Annotated in this window: 26 protein-coding genes; 13 read left to right on the forward strand and 13 right to left on the reverse strand. The window is 61.6% G+C overall.

What is annotated here, in order from left to right; genetic code table 11:
- Nucleotides 1-144: 144 nt before the first annotated feature.
- From J4F42_02870 to J4F42_02890, 5 genes are all read right to left on the reverse strand, one after another.
- Nucleotides 145-780 (reverse strand): formylglycine-generating enzyme family protein, encoded by a 636-nt coding sequence (locus tag J4F42_02870; protein ID MCE2484431.1) that lies wholly within the window; start codon nucleotides 778-780, stop codon nucleotides 145-147.
- Nucleotides 684-1,733, reverse strand: a complete 1,050-nt coding sequence (locus J4F42_02875) for a peptidoglycan-binding protein (protein ID MCE2484432.1) — start codon at nucleotides 1,731-1,733, stop codon at nucleotides 684-686. Before J4F42_02875 ends, J4F42_02870 begins: the two co-directional genes overlap by 97 nt.
- 130 nt (nucleotides 1,734-1,863) lie before the next feature.
- A complete protein-coding gene (locus J4F42_02880; GenBank protein MCE2484433.1) occupies nucleotides 1,864-3,315 on the reverse strand; it encodes a DegQ family serine endoprotease in 1,452 nt (483 codons plus the stop codon).
- A gap of 115 nt (nucleotides 3,316-3,430) precedes the next feature.
- Nucleotides 3,431-4,036, reverse strand: a complete 606-nt coding sequence (locus tag J4F42_02885) for a TetR/AcrR family transcriptional regulator (protein MCE2484434.1) — start codon at nucleotides 4,034-4,036, stop codon at nucleotides 3,431-3,433.
- A 1,261-nt stretch (nucleotides 4,037-5,297) separates the two neighbouring features.
- The gene (locus J4F42_02890; GenBank protein MCE2484435.1) at nucleotides 5,298-5,720 is read right to left on the reverse strand and encodes a hypothetical protein; all 423 of its coding nucleotides are present in this window, start codon (nucleotides 5,718-5,720) and stop codon (nucleotides 5,298-5,300) included.
- A gap of 386 nt (nucleotides 5,721-6,106) precedes the next feature.
- On the opposite strand from J4F42_02890, the gene J4F42_02895 reads away from it, so the two are divergent.
- The 11 genes from J4F42_02895 (at nucleotide 6,107) to J4F42_02945 (ending at nucleotide 15,236) form a co-directional block, all read left to right on the forward strand.
- Entirely contained in the window at nucleotides 6,107-6,415 is a 309-nt protein-coding gene (locus tag J4F42_02895) for a hypothetical protein (GenBank protein MCE2484436.1), read from the forward strand.
- A gap of 26 nt (nucleotides 6,416-6,441) precedes the next feature.
- Nucleotides 6,442-6,951 carry a transposase gene (locus J4F42_02900; GenBank protein ID MCE2484437.1) on the forward strand — a complete coding sequence of 170 codons (510 nt, stop codon included), beginning with the start codon at nucleotides 6,442-6,444 and terminating at the stop codon, nucleotides 6,949-6,951.
- Nucleotides 6,878-7,459, forward strand: a complete 582-nt coding sequence (locus tag J4F42_02905) for a hypothetical protein (GenBank protein MCE2484438.1) — start codon at nucleotides 6,878-6,880, stop codon at nucleotides 7,457-7,459. Before J4F42_02900 ends, J4F42_02905 begins: the two co-directional genes overlap by 74 nt.
- 185 nt (nucleotides 7,460-7,644) lie before the next feature.
- A complete protein-coding gene (locus J4F42_02910) occupies nucleotides 7,645-7,887 on the forward strand; it encodes a hypothetical protein (GenBank protein ID MCE2484439.1) in 243 nt (80 codons plus the stop codon).
- A gap of 33 nt (nucleotides 7,888-7,920) precedes the next feature.
- A complete protein-coding gene (locus J4F42_02915) occupies nucleotides 7,921-8,388 on the forward strand; it encodes a hypothetical protein (protein ID MCE2484440.1) in 468 nt (155 codons plus the stop codon).
- 363 nt (nucleotides 8,389-8,751) lie between these two features.
- Nucleotides 8,752-9,069, forward strand: a complete 318-nt coding sequence (locus J4F42_02920; protein MCE2484441.1) for a hypothetical protein — start codon at nucleotides 8,752-8,754, stop codon at nucleotides 9,067-9,069.
- Between the two features lie 12 nt (nucleotides 9,070-9,081).
- A complete protein-coding gene (locus J4F42_02925; GenBank protein ID MCE2484442.1) occupies nucleotides 9,082-10,230 on the forward strand; it encodes a hypothetical protein in 1,149 nt (382 codons plus the stop codon).
- Between the two features lie 11 nt (nucleotides 10,231-10,241).
- Nucleotides 10,242-11,663 (forward strand): CpaF family protein, encoded by a 1,422-nt coding sequence (locus tag J4F42_02930; GenBank protein MCE2484443.1) that lies wholly within the window; start codon nucleotides 10,242-10,244, stop codon nucleotides 11,661-11,663.
- Nucleotides 11,660-12,712, forward strand: a complete 1,053-nt coding sequence (locus tag J4F42_02935) for a type II secretion system F family protein (GenBank protein ID MCE2484444.1) — start codon at nucleotides 11,660-11,662, stop codon at nucleotides 12,710-12,712. Before J4F42_02930 ends, J4F42_02935 begins: the two co-directional genes overlap by 4 nt.
- Nucleotides 12,713-12,734: 22 nt before the next feature.
- Nucleotides 12,735-13,706: a type II secretion system F family protein gene (locus J4F42_02940; GenBank protein MCE2484445.1), complete on the forward strand. Its 972-nt coding sequence runs from the start codon at nucleotides 12,735-12,737 to the stop codon at nucleotides 13,704-13,706.
- Between the two features lie 81 nt (nucleotides 13,707-13,787).
- Nucleotides 13,788-15,236 (forward strand): hypothetical protein, encoded by a 1,449-nt coding sequence (locus tag J4F42_02945; GenBank protein ID MCE2484446.1) that lies wholly within the window; start codon nucleotides 13,788-13,790, stop codon nucleotides 15,234-15,236.
- A 23-nt stretch (nucleotides 15,237-15,259) separates the two neighbouring features.
- On the opposite strand, the gene J4F42_02950 is transcribed toward J4F42_02945, so the two are convergent.
- The 8 genes from J4F42_02950 to J4F42_02985 all read right to left on the reverse strand — a co-directional run bounded on the left by J4F42_02950 (nucleotide 15,260) and on the right by J4F42_02985 (nucleotide 21,378).
- Complete coding sequence (locus J4F42_02950) at nucleotides 15,260-15,574, reverse strand: hypothetical protein (protein MCE2484447.1); 315 nt, start codon at nucleotides 15,572-15,574, stop codon at nucleotides 15,260-15,262.
- A gap of 59 nt (nucleotides 15,575-15,633) precedes the next feature.
- Entirely contained in the window at nucleotides 15,634-16,515 is an 882-nt protein-coding gene (gene cpaB / locus J4F42_02955; protein ID MCE2484448.1) for a Flp pilus assembly protein CpaB, read from the reverse strand.
- Between the two features lie 16 nt (nucleotides 16,516-16,531).
- Nucleotides 16,532-17,002, reverse strand: coding sequence for a prepilin peptidase (locus J4F42_02960; GenBank protein ID MCE2484449.1), 471 nt, complete (start codon nucleotides 17,000-17,002; stop codon nucleotides 16,532-16,534).
- Nucleotides 17,003-17,138: 136 nt separating this feature from the next.
- The gene (locus J4F42_02965) at nucleotides 17,139-17,309 is read right to left on the reverse strand and encodes a hypothetical protein (protein MCE2484450.1); all 171 of its coding nucleotides are present in this window, start codon (nucleotides 17,307-17,309) and stop codon (nucleotides 17,139-17,141) included.
- Nucleotides 17,299-17,649, reverse strand: a complete 351-nt coding sequence (locus tag J4F42_02970; GenBank protein MCE2484451.1) for a TetR/AcrR family transcriptional regulator — start codon at nucleotides 17,647-17,649, stop codon at nucleotides 17,299-17,301. The genes J4F42_02965 and J4F42_02970 overlap by 11 nt, the downstream gene beginning before the upstream one ends.
- Nucleotides 17,646-19,076, reverse strand: coding sequence for a HAMP domain-containing protein (locus J4F42_02975; GenBank protein MCE2484452.1), 1,431 nt, complete (start codon nucleotides 19,074-19,076; stop codon nucleotides 17,646-17,648). Before J4F42_02975 ends, J4F42_02970 begins: the two co-directional genes overlap by 4 nt.
- Nucleotides 19,077-19,125: 49 nt before the next feature.
- Entirely contained in the window at nucleotides 19,126-19,803 is a 678-nt protein-coding gene (locus J4F42_02980) for a response regulator transcription factor (GenBank protein ID MCE2484453.1), read from the reverse strand.
- Nucleotides 19,804-19,983: 180 nt separating this feature from the next.
- A complete protein-coding gene (locus J4F42_02985; protein MCE2484454.1) occupies nucleotides 19,984-21,378 on the reverse strand; it encodes a DUF1329 domain-containing protein in 1,395 nt (464 codons plus the stop codon).
- Nucleotides 21,379-21,635: 257 nt separating this feature from the next.
- Here J4F42_02985 and J4F42_02990 point away from each other — a divergent pair, with 257 nt between their 5' ends.
- Together J4F42_02990 and J4F42_02995 are read left to right on the forward strand one after the other, a co-directional pair.
- On the forward strand, nucleotides 21,636-23,390 hold the full coding sequence (locus J4F42_02990) for a gamma-glutamyltransferase family protein (protein ID MCE2484455.1): 1,755 nt from the start codon (nucleotides 21,636-21,638) through the stop codon (nucleotides 23,388-23,390).
- Nucleotides 23,391-23,541: 151 nt separating this feature from the next.
- Nucleotides 23,542-23,862: fructosamine kinase family protein (locus J4F42_02995; GenBank protein ID MCE2484456.1), on the forward strand; the 321-nt coding region annotated here is incomplete at its 3' end.

A 23,862-nucleotide genomic window follows, 5' to 3' on the forward strand; every position in this document is an offset into this window, starting at 1 on the left:
TGAGGTCAACAATGCTCCGAACAGTCGAAGCGGTCATGACGGGTCGGAATACTGCGGACTCCGACGTTTTCAGTGTATCGCTGGGGTATTCTTTCGACGTGTTCTGAATCCGTGGTTCCTTGCGAAGAGGCACAGAACAAAGGATCAGAGGGTTCTTGCCAGGCGGAAGCCGACAGAGCCGCTACGGGAAGCAGGCGGACCGGTGCCGCGAGACCCGGAGCGGCAATCAGGGGCGTCGTAGCCCCACCCCCCGCCGCGAATGAGCCGGTGGGTGCCTGAAGACGGCCCCTGAGGGTCCGTCACCCGGCCCGAGGGATAGTCGTCATACCAGTCTGCCACCCACTCCCACACATTCCCATGCAGGTCATATAACCCCCATGCATTCGGACGCTTGCTCCCTACGGGATGGGTCGTGTTCTCGGAGTTATCCCTGTACCAGGCATACGCCCCTAACTGGCGCGTCCTGTTTCCAAAACTGTACGCGGTCCGCGTCTCTGCCCGTGTCGCGTACTCCCACTCCGCTTCCGTCGGTAGACGATATGCCGTCACCCCCTCCCGCAGATTCAGCGCCGCAATAAAAGCCTGCGCATCCTCCCAGGACACGTTCTCCACCGGGCAGGTAACGCCACAGTCAGCGAAATGTGACGGATTATTCCCCAGCACCGCACGCCACTGCCCTTGGGTCACTTCGTATTTCCCCAGATAAAACGGCTGGCTGATGTGAACCGTATGGAGAGACCTGTCATCGCTGCGGCCCGCTCTCCTCGTCGACAACCCCATCCGGAATGTCCCTGCCTCGATTCGCACGAACTCCATACCATGGTGTTGACCAACTCGTTCGCCTCACGCTGCCGTGCGGTTTCCTGCGCCTGTTGCCGCTCCGCTTCTTCCGCTCGCCGTCGTTCCGCTTCGGCTGCCGCCCGCTGCTCCACTTCCTCAGCGGCTTGCCGTTGACCCCCCGCCTCTATCAACGCGGTCGCCTGCTCAGACGTCAAATATCCCGTGGCGGTAAACCCCTTGGCCCGCTGCCAGTTCTGCAACGCCAGCCGCGTGGTTGGCCCAAACAGCCCGTCGGCAACCTCAACCGGGTAGTCGAGCGACATCAGCCCCTGCTGCACTCGGATACGCGCCTGCCGGTCCAAATCCAGCGCCGCTTCCGTATCCTGTGCCTGTGCCTGTGCCTGCTGCCGGGCGGCTCTCGCTGCCTGCCGCCGCTCGGCTTCCTCGAGCTGACGGACCGCTTCTGCACGCCCTGCCGCTGTCAGCCTGTCCACCTGCGCCGATGTCAAATATCCCGTGGCGCCAAGCCCTCTGGCCTCCTGCCACTGCAACAACGCCGTCCGAGTAACTTGTCTGAGCTGCCCATCTGGAACGCCGACCGGGTAATTGAGCGCCGCGAGCCCACGCTGTACCCAGATGATCGTCTGGCGATCCAGGGCCAGCGCCTCTTCTGCCTCCACCCGCCGGGCGATGGCTGCCAGACACGCCCTCGCTTTCGCCACATAGGTCCCGCTCGGATACTCCTTCAGGTAGGCTTCGACCTCCCGCGTCCGCTCGCACACCACCTCCTGCCAAAAGATATCTTCCAACTCCTGTGCCGTCTGACCCCAGGCAACAACCGCGAGCGCCAGCATGACCAGCAGGCAGACCCCCATTCCCCTACAGAAACCTACACTCACAGGGGAACGCAGGATGAGCCGAGCCGAGGCCCAGCGGACAACAAATCCATCCATAGGCGTATTCAACGAATCCCAAACGGGAAAGTCAAGCGACGGCTTCGCCGCTCAAGACCAGGGCCTGCCCTCTACCAAATCTCCTGCGTCGCGCATTGCGCATCTACCTTTGGTAGAGGGAACAGAAAAGCTATTCAGCGGACAGCGAGGCAAAGTGGCTGGCGCCGTTCGGTCGCTGGAGCAGCAGCAGGAGCGGCCTGCCGGGCTGCGCTTTGGCAAGCGCTGTCTCCAACTCCTGAACCGACCCGACCGGCGTCCGGTTGACTTCCAGAATCACATCACCGCTCCGCACGCTGGACCGGGCGGCCGGGCTGCCCGGCCGGACGCCCGACACCAGGACTCCCTCGCCCGCGTTGAGACCGGCCTGGGCGCGTTCCTGGGGTCGCAGGTCACGCATGGCCAAGCCCCACTCGCCCTGGTCCACTACTGCCCCTCTGGCCCGACGCTCTTCGGCCAGTTCCCCGATGGTGACGCTGAGCGTTTCCCGCCTGCCCCGGCGGCTCAGCTCCACCGGAACGGTCTCGCCAACCCGCGTCTCGGCCACCAGGATGGGCAGATCGGACGAGGCGCTGACCTCCCGGCCGTTATAGCCCAGGATCACGTCGCCACGCCGAATGCCCGCCTGTTGGGCTGGGCTGTCGTCCACCACATCGGCGACCAGGGCGCCTACAGCCGCGTCCATGCCGAGCGATTCGGCCAGGTCTCGCGTCAGGCTCTGAATCGAGACGCCGAGCCAGCCACGGGTCACATAGCCGTGCTCTTCAAGTTCGGGCATGAGCGCCTTGGCCTGATTGATCGGCGTGGCAAAACCGATCCCGATATTGCCCCCGCTGCGGCTGAAAATGGCGGTGTTAATCCCCACCACCTGACCGTACTGATTAAACAGCGGCCCGCCGGAGTTGCCGGGATTGATTGACGCATCGGTCTGGATGAAATTGTCATACGGCCCGGCGCCAATCGTCCGACCTGTGGCGCTGACAATACCGGCCGTGACCGTATTGCTCAGACCGAACGGATTGCCGATCGCCAAGACCCAGTCCCCAACCCGCAGCGCGTCGGAGTCGCCTAGTCGGGCAACCGGCAGCTCAGCCGTGGGTTTGATCTTCAACACGGCCAAGTCTGTTTTGGCATCGCCGCCCAGCAGATCGGCCCGATACTCGGTCTCATCGGCCAGCACTACCGTGATCTGCTTGGCGTTCTCGACCACATGGTTATTGGTCAGGATCAGCCCGTCCTGGCGCACGATGAAGCCTGAACCCGAACCGCGCTGTGGCCTGGACTCGGCCTGGGGAAAGGGAAAAGGCGACCGGAAACGGGGCTGCGGTCCACCGAAGGGTCCTGGCGGAAAGCCACGGCCGTGTTGAAAATCGGTCCGCTCCAGGGTGACGACCTTGATGTGGACGACCGCCGGAGAAACCTGTGGGGCTAAGCTGACAAAAGACGGCAGGCCGGCTGGGCGGGCCGGCGCCGACTGGGGCGGGAGCTCGGCCTGGACTCGCTCAAGCTGCGTCAGACGGCCGAGGCTGAAGCCCCCCACGGCCACAGACGCGACCAGCGTTCCCACAACAAGTGTTTTGCGCATACATTCCTCCTCTCAGCTGGGGTGTACGTTCTGTCACAGACCATACACCGCCAACATGAGAAGAGGATGAGAACCCGATGAGAAATGTCTCAGAAAACGCAGACCGGTAGGGCTCTTAGGATTTCGGTTTGGTCCGCAGGCTCTCGAACAAGTACTCCAAGCCCCGGGCCATTTCACGCTGAACCTTTTCAGCATCGGCGGCGTAGGAGATGCACAGACCCGATTCGAGAAAAGAGCCCCATAACAGACGGGCCAAAGTGTCGCACGGTGTGTCTTCGATAAAGCCTTCCGCCACCAACTGTTCGAGGCTCCGGCGAATGATGTCCACCGCCTGCACATTTTCGCGCCAGACACGCGGGTCTAAAACGGAGGGACCGTCAAGGAAGATAATGCGTTGGGAGTCTTTGTCGACGACAGACTCAATGAAGGTGGCACAGCCCGTCTTGACAAGTCGCTGCCAGATATCGCCCTTCGCCGCCTCGATACGCGCCCGAACTGTTTGCGCTCGTGCTTCTGTCAAACGCTCAAAAACGGCCTGGAAAATGCCTTTTTTGCTGTGAAAATGATAATACAGCGCACCCCTGGTTACCTCAGCGCCTTCGACAATATCTTGGGTGGATGTGTTTGCGTATCCCCGTTCAGCAAACAGCCCGTGGGCGACATTCAACAAGGCTGACCGAGTTCTGTCAGATTGCTCGGCTTTTGGAAGCGCAGCGGCCATCGTTGATCCTCCCCTTTTAGGCTTCGGGGCTTCCCCTCGCTTATGATACAAACAACTTGTACTTAAAACGCTCCATCTCAGTGAACAAACCTCAGCAGGATACCAAAGTCGATACTCAGATCAAACCCGGTGCTGTCCTAATTCGGACACGCGATGCTGAAAGTAGGACAGCACTGTAGTCAGATTTGGAGACCGGACACTCAGGGTGATGTGCCCCCAGGGACCGCCTTTGCGGGGGGTTGGATGGCCGTTGGTAAGTGTGGCTGCTGATGAGAGTAGTAAGTCGCCGTATAATACACGATCCCTGCAATGAGAGCGACAATAATTCCACCAAAAGTAAGGAAAACTTTCACCATCCGCCATGCGAATTTATCTGTCACCAAATCTTTCTGCCCATCGCGGATTCCGCGCAAATCCGTTTTGATGTCCGCCGTCTCCTTCGTGAGCATCTGTGTCCGTTCATCAAGGCGCCCGCACACTTCTTTGAGGTCAGCCAGAATCTTGAATATCAAGGGCTGGTAATTTGGCTGTGGAGTAGGCGGGTCACTTTCTGGAGTAGGGTCAATTGCCCCCTCTGGAATGGGAGGAGGATTGGCGGTCGGCTTGGTCTTGGATCCGGGTCTCTCATCTCCAAAAATTCCTATAGTGACCGCCCATGGTATCCCCAATAGGCATCGAGACGAACAATGATGTGTCTCGGCGTGGCTGGGTCTTGATCTTTGTTGCGGGGAAAGAGTTCTTCACTGATTTCTTGGGAACTCTTCTCACTCCGCAACGCCCATGATTGAGGTCCGACAGGATGATATTCTGCTCCAACTCCCTTCAGTCTGAACTCGAACGCCTGAGCCTTAGACAGGGACATCTCCTTCACCACAATCAAGACATAGCGCGACATAGTATTTATCGTGTTTGCTGGGCTGTCTGCCTCTTGCAGTATATCTTGGCGGACGCTCGGGACGCCGTCAAGTGATTTTCCCGCCCCGAATCACCCGCAACTGGAGCGGCTTCCGATCAGGCCGCCAGAACGACAAAAACCCCAGTCGAAACTGAGGTTTTTGCCGAATCCGAAAAGCTAGTTTCCGGTGAGAACGGAAACCGGCGAAGTGAGGCCCACTCATGGGCAAGTATACTGCCTGGTTATCAGGTCGTCAAGCTGCGCGTGCAAATCCGTTAGGATTGCGCTGCGATCCCCTTCCCCCCAAACCCGCACGGCTTATCACACGTCGCCCCTCTCGCTGGTACTCTCATAAAATGGGCCAAATCAGGCGGGGAAGAAAAATGGGCGGAGCATCACCTGGACGATTTTCCACAGCTCGTCATGGGGATATTCGATAGGAGTCGCGGCCGCCCCTGTGAGCACGACCCGACACTGAATGGCATCGGCATCCCATCGGGTGGTGATGGTATACTGCTGGACTGGGTCTTCGACCCGCACGGTAATGGTGCGGTCAGAGAGGAGGAATTCACACTCCTTCTCCCCGGCTTGGTCTGGGTCCGAGCGCCAGATCAAGAGCTGTGTCTGTGTGTCACTGGCCTGACGAAACCGGAGGGATTCCTGTCGTGCATGGATGATTTTCTTCCGGTCTTCTACATCTTGCCGGATATGGGAGGCCAGTGTCATGAAGAGACTCGGCAGATTACACTTCGCATACTGCTCAACCCAATTCGGATGGACCCGTTCCATAGCCTTCTCCTACACAGTCACATGGGGCTTCAGCAAGGGACGTGTCTTGATTCCTTCAACCGTTGACCCGCCGCTGAAAAAGCAGCACATAGGACACTGAGGGGTGCGAATTAGGACAGTGTGCGGCTATTTAGGACAGCACCTCAAACCCGCTTAAGCTGTGAAATGTTGATTTTATTCGTTAAAAATTCCCGAAATGAACAATTTTTGATTAAATATCTGACATACATATAATATGAATGTATATAAATCATAACATTTATTTAGAATGTATGTGTCAGTTCTCCTGATTTCCTCCCTTAAATTTCCTCCAAGAAATCATGAAAAAAGCTTAACATACAGTCTGAATGGATATAGAGAAATAACAAATTCAAATAGGATGTATCTTGAAAATCAGCCTCTGGACCCTGATCACCGTATGCGCGCTGAGCGGATGCGCCGCCAGGTCGAAACACACCCTCGGCCCAGGTCAGCGGGAGATGTTGGACACCAGCCTGCAAGTGTCGGCCGCGGCGCTGGCTACCGGCCAGACCCTTGCGGCCGAGCGGCTGTATAAGCGCTTGACCGACACGTTCCCACGTACCCCGGAACCGAAGCTGGGGCTAGAGAGTGTTATGCACTTTTTTGCTGAAATTCATTTTCCCCAAAGAAATCGCCGACTTGCAGGAGCTGCCTCAGCAGCTGGTCTTGTGTGACCTTGCGAAAAACCTGAATAAAATCAATGGGTTGTCAGAAGTCCCTAACACGCACTCGATCAGTTTCCACCGTAGCGGTCCTGGACGGTCCGGTCGATAGCCCGGCCTTCGTGGCGTATGTCGAACAGGTCCTGGCCCCCGCCCTCCGCCCGGGCGATTCCGTCGTCATGGACAATCTGGCCTGTCATAAAGTGGCGGGAGTGCGGCGAGCGATTGAGGCAGTCGGGGCACGCCTGCTCTATCTGCCTCCCTACAGCCCCGACTTCAATCCCATCGGACAAGTCTTTGCCAAACTCAAAGCGCGCCTGCGGGCCGTCGCCCCACGCACGGTGGCCAGCCTATGGGCGGCCGTGGGCCCGGCCCTCGCCACCGTCTCCCCCACCGAGTGTGCCAACTATGTTCGCCACGCCGGCTATCGCTTCGCTACAACGGACGACGCTCGGCCCGGCACAACAGCAGGTGTTGAACAACAGTCTGAAAGTGTCGGTTGCGGCTCTCGAAACCGGCCAGCCGGTCGCCGCCGGTCGGCTGTATGAGCAGCTTTCCGGTACCTTTCCGAATGCCCCGGAGCCCAAGCTTGGGCTGGCCTATATGGCTCTGCACGCGGGCGACTTCACCAGGGCAGATGCGCTGTTCATCGAAGCGAGCACTTTGGCGACACAGCCGGCCATCAAGGCCGAGGCACTCCTCGGCGCTGGGCGGGCGAGCCTGGGACGGGAAGACCTGGCCGGAGCCAAAAACCACTTCCTGGCTGCGGCCGAACTGGCCGGGGGTACGCCGGTGCAGTCATGGATCATGAACGGGCTGGCGGTCGTGGCAACATTCGAAGGCAACTACCCGCTCGCAGAGCAGCGGTACAACGAAGCCTTGGCGCTGGTCTCACATCCGCTCATCACCGCCAACCTGACGCGGATGCTGGTTGAAGCGGGCCGCATAGACGAAGCCAGACAACTGTATTCCAGGCACGACGCTCCGTACTGGGTGGAAAGCGACAGAACTGAACTGCCACAACTCCTCGAACACAGCGACAGGACAGAGCAATGAGGCACGCCACACCCACGCGACAAACAGATCAAAACCCACCCCCCTGCTACGCAGGCCCCCTCCTCGGAGGGGATAAAGCACTGCTCCCATCCCCTCCTCGACGTGTGATGCATATTCCGGGGTAGTGTAGAAGGAGCGTGTCGAGGCTAAGCTTGGCTCACATTCCCTACCACAGGAGGTGAGCCATGGCCCTGGATCTCGACACGTTCCTGGTCGCTCGGTATACCATCGTGGACGATCTCTCCCAACAGCAGGTGGCCCGGACCAAGCCGGTGCGGCCGGGCCCGCGGCCGACGGTGGCGGACAGTGAGGTGCTGACGCTGGCGTTGTGTGCGCAGTGGGGCGGGCGCTCCGAGCGAGCCTTTCTGCGCTACGTGCGCCAGCACTGGCGGGCGTATTTGCCGCGGCTGCTCAGCCAGAGTGCCTAGAACCGGCGGTGCCGGGCGCTCGCGGAGGAGGTGGTGGCGGTGCTGCCGGTCGTGGCGCGGGCGCTCCGGGCGGCCACGGCGGCCTATGAGGTGGTCGATACGGTGGCGGTGCCGTTGCTCCGCCGGTGTCGGGGGCAGCACCAGCGGGTGTTTGGGGCTGAAGCGGCGATCGGGCGGGGGGGCAGTGACAAGGGGTGGTATTATGGCTGTAAGCTACTCCTGGCGGTCGCGCCCCTGGGGGTGGTCACGGGCTTCGTGTTAGCCCCGGCCAATATGGGCGACCGCTGGATAGCTGACGCGCTGCTGTGCTGGCGGGCGGACCGGCAGGCGCGGCCGCTCGAGGTGGCGGACTTACCCTCGCCCCGGCGGCCCAACGGCACGCCGTATGTGGGGCCGACCGGGCCACGCTGGCCGGCGTGCGGGGCGGGGGCCCGCAGCGCGGGGGGCTATCTGGCGGACAAGGGCTTCAGCGGTAAGTGGTGGCAGCAGCATTGGCGCTAGACCTACGGGGCGCCGCTGCCCACCCCCGCTGACTAGCCGAGCCCGCAGGCCGCAGCGGCGAAGCGGGCGCAGGCCAGTCGGCGCCAACTCGTCGAGACACTCAACGGCCATTTGATCCAGACCTTCGGCTTACACTTTCCCCGAGCGCGCAGCAAACCGGGGCTGCTGACCCGGCTGGCGGCCAAGCTGCTCGCTTTGAATGTGGGCTGCTGGCTCAATCAGCTCTTCGGCCGGCCGCCCTGGGCCTTTGCTACCCTCTTCCCCGCCTAATAATACGTATCACACGTCCAGGAGGGGGAGGGTCAGGGAGGGGGGTACTGCGCTGACAGCTATGCAACTGAAACACTGATGAGGAGAGCGCCTATGCCTGCCATGTCTCCCTTGCTTCCCGTCCTGCTGGCCGGATGGCTGGCCGCCAGCGCCGGCTGTGCGGTGCTGCCGATTGCCATCGAACGAGGCGTGCCATCGACCAGGGTTGCCCTGGACGGCATGCAGGAGGCGCAAGACCTGCTGGCCGACTCGTGGACGCATTACGAGAAAAATTTCGCCGCCGTTGCTGACCGGCAGCCGGTCGCGGCGCACGGCGCGACCCATGCGGCTTACCAGCGCTGGGTGGATGATGAGGTGCGGGAGCTGCCGGACGTGTCGCAAACCATCGCCATCGGGGGTGGTGACACCTAGGGAGCAGGATCCATGGAGGCGAGCGACAGCAGTATCCGTGCCTTTGCGATTGATGCCGAGACGGAAAAGGTGCTGAAAGAGGCACTGACCGGTCGCGGCGCACAGGTCCAGCGCGGTGACGTGGGGGTGGCGATCAAAACGCTGGCCGCGTCAGCGTCGCCCCGGCTGATCTTTGTCGATCTTGACGGCAGCGAATTTCCCATCGGACGTATCCACGAGTTGGCTGCGGTGTGCGAATTCGGCACCCTGGTCGTTGCCATCAGCTCCAACGACACGGCCCGTTTTACCCGTGAGCTGCTGGCCTGCGGGGTCAGTGACTATCTGCCCAAACCGGTCTCGGTCAGCGATATCCACGAGGCGACGAGCACGGCGCTCAAGGACGATGAGACAGCGGCCCGCCTGCACGCCGGACGGGTGATCGCGTTTGCCGGTTGCGGCGGCAGTGGCGCGACCACCCTGGCCGCGCTCACCGCCCACGCCGCTGCCGCCCAGGGCAGCTATGTGTCGGTGCTTGACCTGGAGCGGACATCCGGGGCCCTGCCCCTGATGCTGGACGTGGAGCCGTCCGTGGGACTCGACGAATTGCTCGACATTGCCGGGACAGAGACCGAGCCGACCCCAGACCTGCTTGACGGGGTGCGGACCACGGTGGTGCCACGCATTTCAGTCTACGGCTACCGACTGGGCGACAGCCTGCCGCCCCAGCCCGCAGCCGGAGCTGTGCAATGGCTGACGGAGCAGCTCGCCAACCGCTCGCATCTGGTTATCGTTGATGGACTGACGGACACCGATACGCTGTTCTCGGTGCTCGAAAACGCGGATGAACGGGTGCTGGTCTTTGAACCGACCCTGGTCAGCCTCAACCGTGTGGTCCGTCGCCTGGCCATGCTGGGCAAGGACCGCCAAGTCGTGCTGGTCGAAAACCACACCCGGGCGGCCAAAAACGCGCTGGCTGCGGATGAGGTCCGCTATACCCTGGCCGGGCGCGACCCGGATGTCGTCGTCCCGTTCGATTCCAGGCTACCGGCCGCAACCAACTACGGCTGGCCGGACCGGACGCTGAGTAAAAAATACCGCAAGGCACTTGACCAACTGACAGGCCGCTTCATGCGCCAGACGGTCTCGCTGGCGACCGCTGCCACAAACGGCACACAAGCCTGAAGGACACCCCCATGCCACGCAACCTCTTTGGCCGCCGTCCCAAGGCAAAGCCACAACAGCCGGCCCCCGAAGCGAAGCCACAACACACTGCGGCGACACCCACAACCACGCAGCGTCGGGAACCGGCTGCCTCTGCCGTGGTGGCCGAGGTGGCTGAGCCCGTCTCGCTGGCGCGCCGCCAGACCTCGGACGGACTGGTCGCCGACATGGCGGCAAAAATCCATCCGACCGTCGTGCAGTCCCTCGATATGTCAAAGGCGGCCAGCCTGGACCGTGACCAACTGGCCGTCCAACTCCGGGCCTTTCTGGATAGCGAGGACTCGGTCGCCGCAGACCTGACCCCGCTCGACCGCCAGCGGGTGGTGCAACGGCTGGTTGACGACATCAAGGGCCTTGGACCCTTGGAGCCACTGTTCAATGATCCGCAGATTTCCGACATCCTGGTCAACGGCCTCAAATCGGTCTATGTCGAACGCCGGGGCAAGCTGGAGCAGGTGGATGTTCGCTTCAGGGATGAGCAGCACCTGCTCAATATCGCCCAGCGGATCGCCGGCTGGGTCGGGCGACGGGTTGATGAGGCCAGCCCGATGGTCGATGCCCGGCTCCCCGACGGCAGCCGCGTCAACATCATTATTCCGCCTCTGGCGATTGACGGCGCGACGTTTTCCATCCGGCGCTTCATAGCGAGAGGCATCAGTCTCGAAGACTTGGCCGCCTACCACGCGATCACCCCGGAGATGGCCCGGCTGCTTCAGATCTGTGCCCAATCCCGGCTGAACGTTCTGGTTTCGGGCGGCACCGGAGCGGGTAAGACGACCTTTTTGAACGCCTTGTCGCGCGAGATCAACAACACCGAACGGCTCGTCACCATCGAAGATTCGGCCGAATTGCAGCTCCAGCAGCCGCACGTGGTCCGGCTGGAAACGCGCACGAAAAGCGCCGAGGGTACCGGAGAGATGACGATCCGCGACCTGCTGATCAACGCCCTGCGGATGCGGCCCGACCGGATCATTGTGGGTGAGGTGCGCGGCGGCGAGGTCAACGAAATGCTGCAAGCGATGAACACCGGCCACCCGGGCTCCATGTGTACGATCCACGCCAACAACCCGCGCGATGCGCTGATGCGGCTCGAAAACATGCTGATGCTGGCCTCGGGCGACATGCCGCTGACGGCCATTGATCTCGTCGTCCAGTTGGCCCAGTTGCGCTCCGGTCACCGTTGTGTGACCAGCATTACCGATGTGGCCGGGATGGAGGGTGATATCGTCACCACCGAAGAGATGTGGCGTCGCCTGCCGGGCGAGGCGCACGTGTTTGAGAGCACGGGCCGTCAGCCGTCCTGGATGTCGGCTGTTGACGCTGCGGGATTACGCGCCGAACTGATAGAAGTCTTGCAGATGAGCGGGAAAAAAGACGTGGAGGCGGCCGCGTGAACCTGAACATCGTCGTGGTTGCGCTCGTGGCAGCCGTGTTTGCTCCGGCCATACTCGCCCTGTTCATCGTCGGCGAGCCACTGTTGAGCGCCACGAGTGCGCTGGCGGCCATGCTGCTGTGCATCACGCTGATACTGTACGATCACTCAGAGCAGAAGGTGCTCGACCGACGCATGCGCCGGGTCGCGGCCCCGCTGAGTGGGGAGGCAGTGATCGACGACGACAGCAATGTCGAGATCAGCGTGATTCGTCAGCGACGCGCCAAGTCGTGGCTGCCGGACTATCTCGACCAACAGTTCTCCATGATCGACGCCCGTCAGACCCTGCCCAAAGCGGTCGGGCTGGGCGCGCTGGGGGCACTCGCGGTCGGGCTGGGCGCGCTGGGGGCACTCGTGGCCGGGCTGGGCGCGGTGTTCGCCGATTTCGGGTGGCTGTCCGTGCTGCTGCTGCCGGCCGGCGGACTGGGGGAGAGCTGGGCGGTGCTGGCGAGGCAGGATGCGAAACAGCGGGCCAAGTTTCTCGAGTTCTTTCCCGAGTCGGTGGACCATGTGGTGCGTCTGATGCGGTCCGGCCTGCCCTCGGTTGAAGCGATCTCGGTCGTGGCTGAGGAGGCACCGCCGCCGATCAACGGAGTCATGCGCGACATCTCCGAAGCGGTGTCAGCCGGGCTGGACCCGGAAACCGTGATCCGCAAAACCGCAGCCCGCGTTCGCATCCCGGAATTCACCCTCTTTTCGGCGGCGGTGTGCTTGCAGATGACGACCGGCGGCGGGATTTCGAGCGCGCTCGGCAATCTGTCGGCCACGCTGCGCAGCCGATACGAAAGCGGGCTCAAGGCCAAGAGTGCGACAGCCCAGACCCGGCTCACCCTCATCGTCATATCAGTAGTTCCGATCGTGGTGTTGGGCATGCAAACCTTCACCAATCCACAGGTGACACAGACCTTATTCTTTACCGAGTCGGGCACGAGCCTGCTGCGCTACGGCATCGGGTTCATTGTGGTCGGCGTGCTCATCGCTCGGGGCTTGGCCGCCCGCGCTATGCGGTGATGATGTTGCACGGAGGAGGTTGATGTCCTGGCCCGTCTTCTTCATCGCGTTGGCGGCCATGCTCGTTGTGGCGGCTGCCGCGCGCTTTGTGTTTCAGGAAAGTCGCCGATCCCAGGTGCTTGACCGCCGGCTTGCCGGGGTACGGGCGTGGGCGGCAGGGGTATACGGAGAGTTGGACCAGAAGAAAAAGCGAACTGGTTCGGGCCTCTCCCTACAGCTGCTATTGACCGGTGTCCTCAACGTCGCCTCCATGCTGGTCCCGGTCGGAGCGGCCGAGCGAGCCAAACTGCGCCAGCTTCTGACCAAGGCCGGTTTTCCCCAGCCCGACGCCCTGTCGGTATTCATGACAGTCAAGCTTGTCGTCAGCCTGACAGGCGGCGGTCTGATTGGCCTTCAGGCGGCGCGCGGGCAGTGGCTGGGGGACTACACCTCCATGCCTGTGCTGATTCTGGTCGGTCTGGTCGGAGCGGTTATCGGCGGTCTGGCGCCCGAGACCGGCCTGCGCCAGCTGTGTAGCCGCCGACACCAGCGTATGGTCGCCGCACTGCCGGACGCACTTGACCTCATGACGTTGTGTCTCGAATCCGGCCTCACCTTTGATCGGACCCTGTCCCGGGTTGCCTCCGAACTCCGGCCGATGGCGCCCGACCTGGCACGGGAACTGGCTCTGGTCGAGGCTGAGCTGCGGCTCGGCGGCGACCGGAAAACCGTGCTGACCGCGCTGTATACGCGTACCGAGGTCGAGGGGCTGCGCGACATGGCCACGACTATCGTTCAGGGCGAGCGCTACGGGACGCCGCTGGCCCAGTCGATGCGCAATATCGCCCATGGCGAGCGTACCCGGCGGGCGGCGCGGATGGCGACCCAAATCGAACGGCTGCCAGTTTTGATGAGTATGCCCATGCTGCTGCTGGTGACGCCGGGGACACTGCTGCTGGTGGCGGGGCCGGCCTTCCTCGTTGCGATGGAGGCGCTCAGCAACATCGGCGGCTGATACTGGATGGGGATTCCCCGATCTGGCGCAGAGTCCCAAGGCTCCTAGCGCGTGTCAGTCACCGAGTCCCACCAGAGCCTGATGTCCTCCTCGTTACAACAAGACTCCTCGGCCTTCTCGATCTTCTCCCTGCTGTGGGCAATCGCCGCGCTGTTGCACATCATCTGGGACAATGTCCTGCTCCACAGCGCTCCATTCACAGCAACGGGACCACTGTCAGAGATCGTCCTTGCCCTCTCCGCTGCGGCGGTCATCCATCGGCCTTCCTGCGTCCGGCGCCTCCTCATCCTGGCCACCATCCAAGTCCTTCAAGTCGGCTACCAGCTTCCTTCCATACCCAATCACTGGCTGCTGACGGGTTTTGTCAACCTGACGATCATCTGTTCGGCCATAGGCCTGAAAGCCCGAGCCTGGCAGGCTCCCCTCCGCTCCTCGGAGCTATACCGGACGTTCACGCCCTACGTCCGGCTTGAGGTGATCATTTTTTACTTTTTTACTTTCTTTCATAAACTCAACGCCGATTTTCTCGACCCTTCATCCAATTGCGCCGTGACTTTTCTCGGCCATATCACCGGCCCATTCTCTTTGCCGTCCCTGCCCGCTCTCGAATCTCTCGCCATATTTGTCACACTGGGCGTGGAGTTCTTGCTCCCAGTCGGACTGGCCATTCCTCGGTTGTGGCTGCCGGCAGTCCTCTTGGGAGCCGGGTTTCATTTTTTTCTCGCCTTGGATGTCGTCAAAATCTTCTACAATTTCTCTTCCGTGATGTACGCGCTGCTGTGGGTGTGTATTCCTCCGTCGGCGGCCGCTCTTCTGTTCCAGGCCCCTCGCCGGCTGGCCCGGGCTGTGCGGAGCAAGCCGGTCTGGCGCAGCGTAGTGCGGCTCTTCTTCAACCGGTTTCACTTCCTGGCCGGGTATCTGCTGACGCTCGTGCTGTGCTGGCAGTACCCTGAGCTCAGCCTGGGGCTGAACATCGTCGGCTTCAGCCTCTTGTGGCTGGCACTGGCGGGCACGCTTTTTGTGGCCGTGGGCTATGCCTGGAGACAACTCCGCGAGCGAGCGGGGGATCGGCCTCCGCCCTGGGGCTTCAAAACGTCCCCCCTCCTTCTCATTCCCTTCCTGGTCTTTCTGAACGGACTCGGCCCGTACCTGGGGCTGAAGCTCCGCTCGGCATGGCAGATGTACAGTAATTTGAGTGTCGATGATTCCGGCTCAAACCACTTCCTTATTCCCCAGAGTCTGGATATTGGCGGGTTCCTGAAAGATTCGGTCGTCATTATCTCATCGTCTGATCGGCTGCTCACCGAGCACTATGTACGAACAGGCGCTCGCATGCCGCACTTTGAACTGCGGTCCTACCTCGCCCACCGCCCTGAGGTACGGCTCGCCTATATCCGGTCAGGCCAGTATCGAGAGATAGCCCGAGCTGGGGACAGTCCCGAGTTCAGCACCCGGCCCCATCTCCTGCTGCGGAAACTGCTGACCTGCCGTCCCTTGGGACGGCAGGCCGGGAAAATTTGTGATTGGTAGCCGATGGCCGACGCGTGCCAACCTCAGCCTGCCAGTGATCGGGCCAGCGCTGTGACCAACACCGTCATGGCTGCGGTACAGGCGGTCATGATTGTCACCATCCGCTTGATGAGGCTAGTCGTGGTCGTGGCCAGCTCCGTGCGCAGATTCGCCTCTACCTGCGTGAGCTCGGCTTTCAGGTTCGCTTCGACCTGGGCCAACTCGCCCTTGGTGGCCAGATTACCACTGAGGAGTTCCACCTGCTTTTCGGCCAGCGTCTCGGCTATGGACTCGGCCATGCCGGCAGACACCAAATCCCGCACAAAACGGTGGGTGTCAAACACCAGGCGTTCACTCATGCCGCTGAGCATAAGCGCCGGAGGGCGGGATGACAAGACGAGAACGCGCCTCGATCTCCTTATTTGGCCAGCAGGACTTCCTCGCGGCTCTCGCCACGAAAAATCTGGACGCGTACCGGGTCGGGATCGGGCTTCGCTGTTGCCGGTGGCGGGAGCAGGGTTCTGAGGCCGGTCGGCGGCCTATAGTCGGGTTGACCGGTCTGGCCGAGCGGGCGCAGAGCAAGGGATATACTGCCTCTGGTGGTGGCCAGCACGAGTCGGTCGGCCTCCGATGGCCGGACTTCGAGGGTTACGGTATCGTCGTCCTTCCACACGCCATTCTCCTCTGACTCCGGCTCACTGACGACGCTCTCAATACGGCGGCCAACGGCGACCACCCGGATATTTTGCAGGATCGTTCTGCTGAAGGAGTTGAGCTGACTCGCACCGTCCGAGGGGACCTGCATGGTGAAAATCACATCGACCCGGTCGCCGGGAGCAATCAGGCCGGCGTGGCTGGTCTCCTGATTGACCACGATGGTGGCGGCGCGGTGGTCGGGCAGGAGGGCGGCGGCCAGGAAACCTTCCTGGCCGGGACGTATCAGCGCCGCTGAGGTCAGCGGCATCCCGGCCAGTAGCGCGGTGCGGACCACCGCCCCGATCACTGCCGACGGTTCGGTCTGGTCTCTGCGCATATGGCTTGAGAACACGGTGTCGGCCTCAAGCGGAACGTAGGTAATATCGTTCGCCGTGAGTAGTGTGCCGACGAGCAGGTCACGAGCCGCGGCTATGACTTCAACCGGCGGAGGGCCGACCGGCTCGGGCGGCGGTAGTGGGGCCTCCACCGATCCGGGTGGTGGCAGGGCCTCCTGGCCGATATATAGCCACACGCTGCCCAGCAGGACGGTAGCGGGGACAATCACGACTAGCAGAACAAGCAGCAGAGTCCAGTATCTTCGCATAGGCTGTTGCTGTCCGTCATACGGAAAAGGCGCGGAGTGTCAAGAGGACGATGGCCGGCGGAGCGATGGCGACGGCGAAGGGGAGATTGGAGCGTAGCTGGCGGGTGTGCTCAAACGGCAACAGGGCGAACAGGGTTAGGCCGAGGCTGAACAGTCCCAGACCGATCAGAAAGAACGTCATATCGTACGAGCCAACCCACAAGCCGGCTGCGGCCATGAGCTTACCGTCGCCACCGCCGAGTCCACCGAGTGCGAATAAGACAAATCCCACCAGCAGCAGGACCGCACCGGTGAGCACATGGGTCCACAGCGGTGCCATGGCGTGCGCGTCGGCGAGCAGGGCGTGGAGCACGAACAGGGCCAGCAGACCGAGCGGTACACTGTCCGGGATCCAGCGGCGGGCGAGGTCGGAAACGAGAGCGACGCTGAAGAGCACGCAACAGGCCAGCAAGACAATGGACTCAAGCACGGCGCTGTTCTCTCTCAGCCCACCGCGCCGGACGGCATGCGCCTGCCACCTGGGCTAGGGCCTGGGCCGCCGCAGCCCGTCGAAGACCCGAAGCAACAAGGTGCGCATCTCCTCCTGAGCCTTGGGGGTATCGTCTGTGCGGGTGATATAGAGATTAAGTTTCGAAGAACATCGCCCAGACCAAGTGAGTCAAAGGGTCGAGCGGCAGCGGGTCCAGCACGCCTTCGGCTATCAACGGCTCAAGAGCCTGGCGGATCAGCTCCAGACCCACTCCGCTCTGTTGGATGGCTGTCCGACCCAGCACGACCGGGGCATCAATATGCATGATGCGGCACGCTCGGACTCGCCGCGCTTTCCACAACGGCGTGGCAGCCCGCCACTACCATTCCCTGCCACAGGTCTCCCCCAGCGCCCATATGCGCCTGCGTACGAATGATAGTCTCTCGGATAAGCGCCACTCGTTCCTCTTCATACACCGCGATGAAGAGGGCGACTTTGTCTTGATAGTGATAGTACAGTGCACCTCGGGTTATCCCAGCGTGGTCAATAAGCTGTTGGATTGAGGTATGCAGGTGGCCGTGTTTGGTAAACAGTTCCCGGGCGCTGTCGAGCAGGATTCTCCGGGTCCTTTCAGACCGTTCGGCGTTTGGTATGACGTCCGTCAAGAGCTTTTCTCTCTCTTTGTCTGTGCTTCGCCATCTAGCGGCAGCGCTACAAAAAAACAACTCCCCCGCCCAACCTCGCTGTCCAGCGATATCTGCCCTTTATGCAGCAACACAATCGAGCGGACCAGGGCCAAACCCAATCCCGTCCCACCCCGCGTCCGGGCGGCATCGGCCCGGTAGAACCGCCCAAAAACCTGCTCGCGGTCTTCCGCCGCGATACCGGGGCCGGTGTCTTGCACCTCTAGCCGAGCCTCATTTGCCTGCCGGGTCAGCCGCAGTTCAACCTGACCGCCGGCTGGCGTGTATTTAATCGCATTTTCCCCTAAATTGAAAATCAGCCGAAACAGCATGGATGTGTTGCCCGTGACCCACACGCTGGCAGGGCTGGTGATGGTGCAGTTCACGGCCTTGGGCTCGGCCAAGGCCAGCAGGGCCGGACGCACGTCTTCGAGCACCTCGGCCAGATTGACTGCGGTGTGCTCACGTTCGAGATGACCCGTGTCTGAACGGGCAAGAAAGAGCAGGTCATTCACCAGGCCACTGAGTCGGTCAACCTCTTCGAGACAACTGTTGAGGACTTGGTGATACGCCTTCTCAGTCTGAGACGCCCGTAGCGCAAGCTCTAGCTCGCCTTTCAAAATCGTCAGGGGAGTGCGCAGCTCATGGGCGGCGTCGGCGCTGAAGTGCCGAACCGCGCTAAAGGAGCTCTCCAGGCGGGCCAGCATATCGTTGAGGACGGTTGCCAGCCGGCCCAACTCATCGCTCTTGTCACGAGCCTCAAGCCGCTGCGACAAATCCTCGGCCTCAATCCGCCGGGCGGCCTCGACCATCGCATCGACCGGGGCCAGAGCACGCCGGGCCAGGAACCAGCCGCCAAGCGCCGCCCCGCCAAGCGCCAGCGGAGCCAAACCGAGCAGGACGAGCAGAAAACGCGAGCGGGCCGCTTCGGCGCTCTCCAGCGACATTGCCACCTGAATGAAGTTGCGCAAACGGCCACGCTCGAAGACGGGCACGGTCAGCAGGCGGACCGGAGCCGGAGAGATGTCCGGGAGGCTGATAGTGGTATAGGTGGAGCGGCCGTGTTTGGCGTTCTCCAGGGCTTGGGAGCTGATGGGAAACTGGAGCCGACCGCGCGGGGCGATCCGGGGGTCAGGCCGACCGAAGGGGTCGAGCATCCGAAAAGAACGGCGGGAAAACCCGGGGAAGAAGAAGGATTCGAGGACCTCGTCCAGCCCCGGCCCGAAACGGGGGGCGGTTCGGGTCGTCTCGGCAATCGCGCGCGCCACGGAGTTGAGCGACGCGTCGATATTTTCGTGCAAGCCCCGCTCAAGCAGCACCAGCGCGGCCAGCCCCAGCACGGTCAGCATGCCGGACAGCAGCGCCGTATACCACACCGTCAGACGGGATCTGAGGGTGCGGGGCCACAAAGGGAATCGTGGTAACAAGAAGATACCCATCGGACAACACGATGCCCTTTTACGCGTCGGGCTCCTTGAGCACATAGCCCACGCCCCGCACGGTGTGCAGGAGTTTGGGCTCAAAATCGGCGTCGATCTTCTTGCGCAGGTAATTGACATACACGTCGATCACATTCGTGAAGGTATCAAAATCCACCCCCCAGACGTGCTGAGCAATGAGGGCACGGCTCAACACCCGGCCGGGCCGACGCAGGAAAAATTCCAGCAGGGCAAACTCTTTGGCCGTCAGCTCAATGTGTTGCCCGGCCCGTGTTACGGCTCGCTCGGCCGGATTCAGTTGCAGGTCGGCGAGGCGGAGAATCGGGGGTTGGGCCGGCGCTCCCCGACGCAGCAGGGCTCTCACCCGGGCCACCAATTCCTCGAAAGCAAACGGTTTGGTCAGATAGTCGTCCGCTCCGCGGTCGAGGCCGGCCACGCGGTCGCTGACCGTATCCCGGGCGGTGAGCATGAGGATCGGGATGGACAGCCGCCGGCGACGTATCTCTTCGAGCACCGACCAGCCGTCCCGTTTGGGGAGCATGATATCGAGAATCAGCAGATCGTAGTCTTCCTCAAGAACGCACTCCAGACCGCGCTGGCCGTCAGCCGCAAGCTCAACCTGGTAGTGCTCGGCTTCGAGTCCGCGGCGGATGAAACTGGCGACCTTTTTCTCATCTTCGACGACTAAGATACGCATGGCTCAGCGCCTTTGCCCGTTGGTGCCGTTTGGGTGGTGGAGGGCAGACCCCCGTGCCTGCCCAAAGCCGTCGCACAAGCAAAAAGGGGTGGGAACCCCCACCCCTTTACCCCAGAACGGTGAACGATGATCTTTTGCTGATCAAGTGAGCAGCATCGTTCACCGTGCCGTGTGCACCCCTTATTTTCCCAGGGCGGCCAGGTTGCTCGTGGTGTAGGTGGAATCCGGAAAGCCCAGCTCATACTCGGTGTAGTAGCCCTTGGACTGCACGTCAAAGAAGCTGCCCCGGTTCTGTCGGACATCCTCACCAACACCCCAGAACGGATGGCGGACCGTCATGTCGCGCCCCGGCGTGTAGCCCATCTTGTCCATCCAGATGATGGTCTTCCAGTATTCGCCGGCCCGGTCGTACAGGGTTGTCCAGTAGGCCCAGTAGGCAAACTTGTCGATGTAGACAATCCGCCGTCCATAGGCGTAGTAGGGGTCCTTGGGCGTGGCTTCGACAACCCAGCAGGTCCGTTTGGCCAGCTTGAGGTTGGTCGGCGCCCAGGCTTTGCCGGTCCAGCCCGGTGTTTCATAGCCGTGCATGACCCGCTCTTCCGGCGACCAGGTGATACGGCCGACCTGACCTGGCGGAATCTCGCCCTTACTGCCGATATTGGCATCGTTGGAGGGCAGCTTTTTCGGCGCCGCGACACCGGGCAGTATGGCTTTTTCGATGCCGGTTGGCGCAATCGGCACCAGCATCTCCTGGATACCGATCAGATTCCAGTTCATATACTGGATTTTCCCGGCCCAGCCGTAGGGATCGTCACGGGCGATGATGGAGCCGAACAGCCCCTCGGACGAGTTCGAGGCGGTCAGCCGCCGCACACGGCGGATGGTTGGCACGAAGGCCCAGATGGACTGCCATTTCTCCGGGTCGGTGAACCAGTACTCCAGGGTCGAGACGCCCACCACGTCGTACGGGGCAACCCCGAAGATGATGTCTTTGAGGTAGGTTTCGTCGGGATTTTCCATCGGACCGGAGTGGCGTCCGATATACCAGGTCGCGTAGGCGCCGAATTCGACCGAACGGTCAAAACCGGCCGGCGTACACCATTTGATCGACAGGAACCAGTACACATCGTCGATCTGGAAACGGGCGACCTGGTGGTTGTACATGATCCTGTAGGGGATGGTCGGGTCTTTTGACAGCTCGGCCTGCCAGTTGTCCTGGGTGAGTGCAGCGCTGAGGCCCGGAAACGGAAAGCCGTACCAGAACTTGGGCCAGGTCTGGCTGGCCGTCTCATACATGTGACCAGTGTCCGTCACATAGTATTTTCCGGCGTTGGCCTCGGAACCGGCTTTGAACTTTGTGCTGTACTGGAACTGCTCGTCGGTGACCTCAATGATTTCTGCGGCATAGTCACCGGCACAGAACTTTTCCGTCACAAAGTCCGGCAGCATGCTGCGGGCTTCCTCGCAGTTCGAGCTGTCGAGCTTATCGCCAGGGTTGAGGTCAGCGACAGCCGGACTCGCGGCAAGGGCAAGGGCAACGGCCAGCCCCCATCTGATCAAACGTGAACACGACATGTAAAACTCTCCTTGTTGGTGTTTTCCGCGCAACATATACAAAGAAAGGGTGCTCGTGACAACAACGGAGGTCATAGGGGTGTCACGAGCACCTTTCAAGAAGGGGGACTGCGACCTGCCGGGGCGTGCTCAGACCAGACTCGTACCACATCCAAAGACAATCCTCTGCTCGCCTGCTTTATTCCCGATTTGCTTCCCTTTCCTCACCCGACGTGCTAGGGGGCGTGGTGTGGAGCGTCTTTCTCAAGGAGAAGCCTATGGCCTACCGTCCGACACTCATGGGTACGCGGGGCATGGTTGCCACCGAACATTATCTGTCAAGCCAGGCCGGGCTACGCATGTTGCAGGCCGGGGGGAACGCCTTTGACGCAGCCGTGGCGGCAACCCTGGCCGAGGGCGTGCTCAACCCCCATATGCATACCTTCGGCGGGGAGCTGTCGGCCCTGGTGTATACTGCGGCTGACGGGCGGGTGGCGGCGATTAACGGGAACACGGTTGCCCCCCGGGCGGCAACGATTGAGTGGTTTCGGGAACACGATATTCCGCTGATCCCGTTCAACGGCGTTGAAGCGGCCGGTCCGTGTGCCGCTCCCGATGCGTTGCTCGGCGTCCTCCAGCGCTTTGGCACGCTGCGCTTCAGCCAAGTCGTGGAACCGGCCCTGGAACTGGCCGAGGACGGCTTTCCGCTCCATACCGCGCTGCGCGGCCCGGCTCCGGCGTATATGCAAATGGATTTCTCGATTGCCGGCAATGCGGAGCGTTTTCGTAGCAAATGGCCGTCTTCGGCCAAGGTCTATCTGCCGGACGACCGCCTGCCCGAGGTAGGAGAGATCCTCAAAAATCCAGACCTGGGACGGACCTTCCGGCGCCTGATGAAGGCCGAGCAGGACGCCCAGGCGGGCGGGCGTGAGGCCGGGCTGGAGGCGGCCCGGGACGCCTTTTATCGAGGAGAAATCGCGCAGATTATCGAGGAACACTGCAAAGCCCACGGCGGGCTGGTCACCGCCCAGGATCTGGCCGCGTTTCGGACTAGGGTCGAAGAGCCGGTCTCGTATACCTACCGTGGTTACGAGGTGTACAAGTGCGGCCCGTGGAGTCAGGGGCCGGTGTTTCTGCAACAGTTGGCGCTCCTGGAGGGCTATGACTTGGGCAGCCTGGGCCATAACAGCGCCGACTATATTCATACGGTGGCTGAAAGCCTGAAGCTCGCCTTTGCCGACCGCGAACAGTATTACGGCGACCCGAAATTTGTCGATGTCCCGCTGCACAGCCTGCTGTCCGAAGCGTATGCAGCCCAACGTCGTATCCTGATTGACCCCCACCACGCCTCGCACGACCAACGGCCGGGCGACCCCCATACCGGGGTGGCGCTGCTGGAGGGCCAAGAGGTGTTTGCCGCCCGCAACTGGGGACCGGGGACCGTGTACGTGACGGTGGTCGACGCCCAACGCAATATGGCCTCCTTTACCCCCAGCGGGGCCTGGATTCCGTCTTCTCCAGTGATTGACGGCCTTGGTTTCCCGCTGGGCACCCGGGTCCAGACCTTCTTCCTCGACCCGCGCCATCCCAACGCCCTGCTTCCCGGCAAACAGCCGCGCACCACCCTGACGCCAAGTCTGGTGCTACGCAAGGGTGAACCCTATCTGGTCTTTGGCACGCCCGGAGGCGACCAGCAGGATCAGTGGACCCTGCAATTCTTCCTGAACATGGTCGATTTCGGCATGGAGGTCCAAGACGCGATTGAAGCCCCGCGCTTCTCCTCAGCCCATTTTCCGTCGAGCTTCTTTCCGCATAATGCCGCGCCCGGCCTGCTCCGCCTCGAAGGCCGTATCCCGAGTCAGGTCCGCCAGCAGCTTGAGACGCGGGGCCATACCATCGAGATCAGCGGAGACTGGAGCGAGGGCGACGTGCTCGGAATCTGTGTCGATCTGAAACACGGCATCGTCAAAGGCGGGGCAGACCTGCGCGGTGAACACAGCAAGCGCATGCCGTCGTATGTCATGGGCTGGTAGACCGCCGCCCGCCTGAGACCGGGCGACTGTACGCTGAATGGACGCTCAGTCATTTTTTCTTGACACAATAGAAGTCAGAGAGTAAGCTAAGTCACTGTATTTGCCTGTTTTCAGAGTCGTTGACCACAACACGGACATCCGGGGCGGCAGCATGGCGGTCTACACCGTCCTCAAGCGAAGAACACTGGAAAGCCTCATCAAACCCTATGAGCTGGGGGAGCTGTCGGCCTTCTGTGGCGTCGCTACCGGCTCCGTCAATACCTACTACCGTCTCGAATTCGGCAAAAGCAAATTCTTTCTCAAGATAGACGAGGTCAAGGACGCCGAGCAGGCGCAGCGCGAGATTGAACTGCTCGCCTTTCTGCGGACCAAGGGCATCGCCTGTCCGAGGCCGATTGCCGACCAAAACGGTCTGCTGCTGCGTGAACACAGAGGCAAGGTCGTGTCGGTGTACGCCGCCCTGTCCGGCAAG

The organism is Desulfurellaceae bacterium, from assembly GCA_021296095.1.
In the GTDB taxonomy this organism is placed as follows: Bacteria; Desulfobacterota; Binatia; order Bin18; family Bin18; genus JAAXHF01.

Bases quoted from the DNA above. Each gene is read 5' to 3' on its own strand.
- cpaB (MCE2484448.1), bottom strand. From the start codon at position 16,515: ATGCGAAGATACTGGACTCTGCTGCTTGTTCTGCTAGTCGTGATTGTC.
- J4F42_02980 (MCE2484453.1), bottom strand. From the start codon at position 19,803: ATGCGTATCTTAGTCGTCGAAGATGAGAAAAAGGTCGCCAGTTTCATC.
- J4F42_02950 (MCE2484447.1), bottom strand. From the start codon at position 15,574: ATGAGTGAACGCCTGGTGTTTGACACCCACCGTTTTGTGCGGGATTTG.
- J4F42_02870 (MCE2484431.1), bottom strand. From the start codon at position 780: ATGGGGTTGTCGACGAGGAGAGCGGGCCGCAGCGATGACAGGTCTCTC.
- J4F42_02875 (MCE2484432.1), bottom strand. From the start codon at position 1,733: ATGGATGGATTTGTTGTCCGCTGGGCCTCGGCTCGGCTCATCCTGCGT.
- J4F42_02880 (MCE2484433.1), bottom strand. From the start codon at position 3,315: ATGCGCAAAACACTTGTTGTGGGAACGCTGGTCGCGTCTGTGGCCGTG.
- J4F42_02985 (MCE2484454.1), bottom strand. From the start codon at position 21,378: ATGTCGTGTTCACGTTTGATCAGATGGGGGCTGGCCGTTGCCCTTGCC.
- J4F42_02885 (MCE2484434.1), bottom strand. From the start codon at position 4,036: ATGGCCGCTGCGCTTCCAAAAGCCGAGCAATCTGACAGAACTCGGTCA.
- J4F42_02890 (MCE2484435.1), bottom strand. From the start codon at position 5,720: ATGGAACGGGTCCATCCGAATTGGGTTGAGCAGTATGCGAAGTGTAAT.
- J4F42_02900 (MCE2484437.1), top strand. From the start codon at position 6,442: ATGGGTTGTCAGAAGTCCCTAACACGCACTCGATCAGTTTCCACCGTA.
- J4F42_02925 (MCE2484442.1), top strand. From the start codon at position 9,082: ATGGAGGCGAGCGACAGCAGTATCCGTGCCTTTGCGATTGATGCCGAG.
- J4F42_02920 (MCE2484441.1), top strand. From the start codon at position 8,752: ATGCCTGCCATGTCTCCCTTGCTTCCCGTCCTGCTGGCCGGATGGCTG.
- J4F42_02990 (MCE2484455.1), top strand. From the start codon at position 21,636: ATGGCCTACCGTCCGACACTCATGGGTACGCGGGGCATGGTTGCCACC.
- J4F42_02940 (MCE2484445.1), top strand. From the start codon at position 12,735: ATGTCCTGGCCCGTCTTCTTCATCGCGTTGGCGGCCATGCTCGTTGTG.
- J4F42_02965 (MCE2484450.1), bottom strand. From the start codon at position 17,309: ATGCATATTGATGCCCCGGTCGTGCTGGGTCGGACAGCCATCCAACAG.
- J4F42_02910 (MCE2484439.1), top strand. From the start codon at position 7,645: ATGGCCCTGGATCTCGACACGTTCCTGGTCGCTCGGTATACCATCGTG.
- J4F42_02930 (MCE2484443.1), top strand. From the start codon at position 10,242: ATGCCACGCAACCTCTTTGGCCGCCGTCCCAAGGCAAAGCCACAACAG.
- J4F42_02945 (MCE2484446.1), top strand. From the start codon at position 13,788: ATGTCCTCCTCGTTACAACAAGACTCCTCGGCCTTCTCGATCTTCTCC.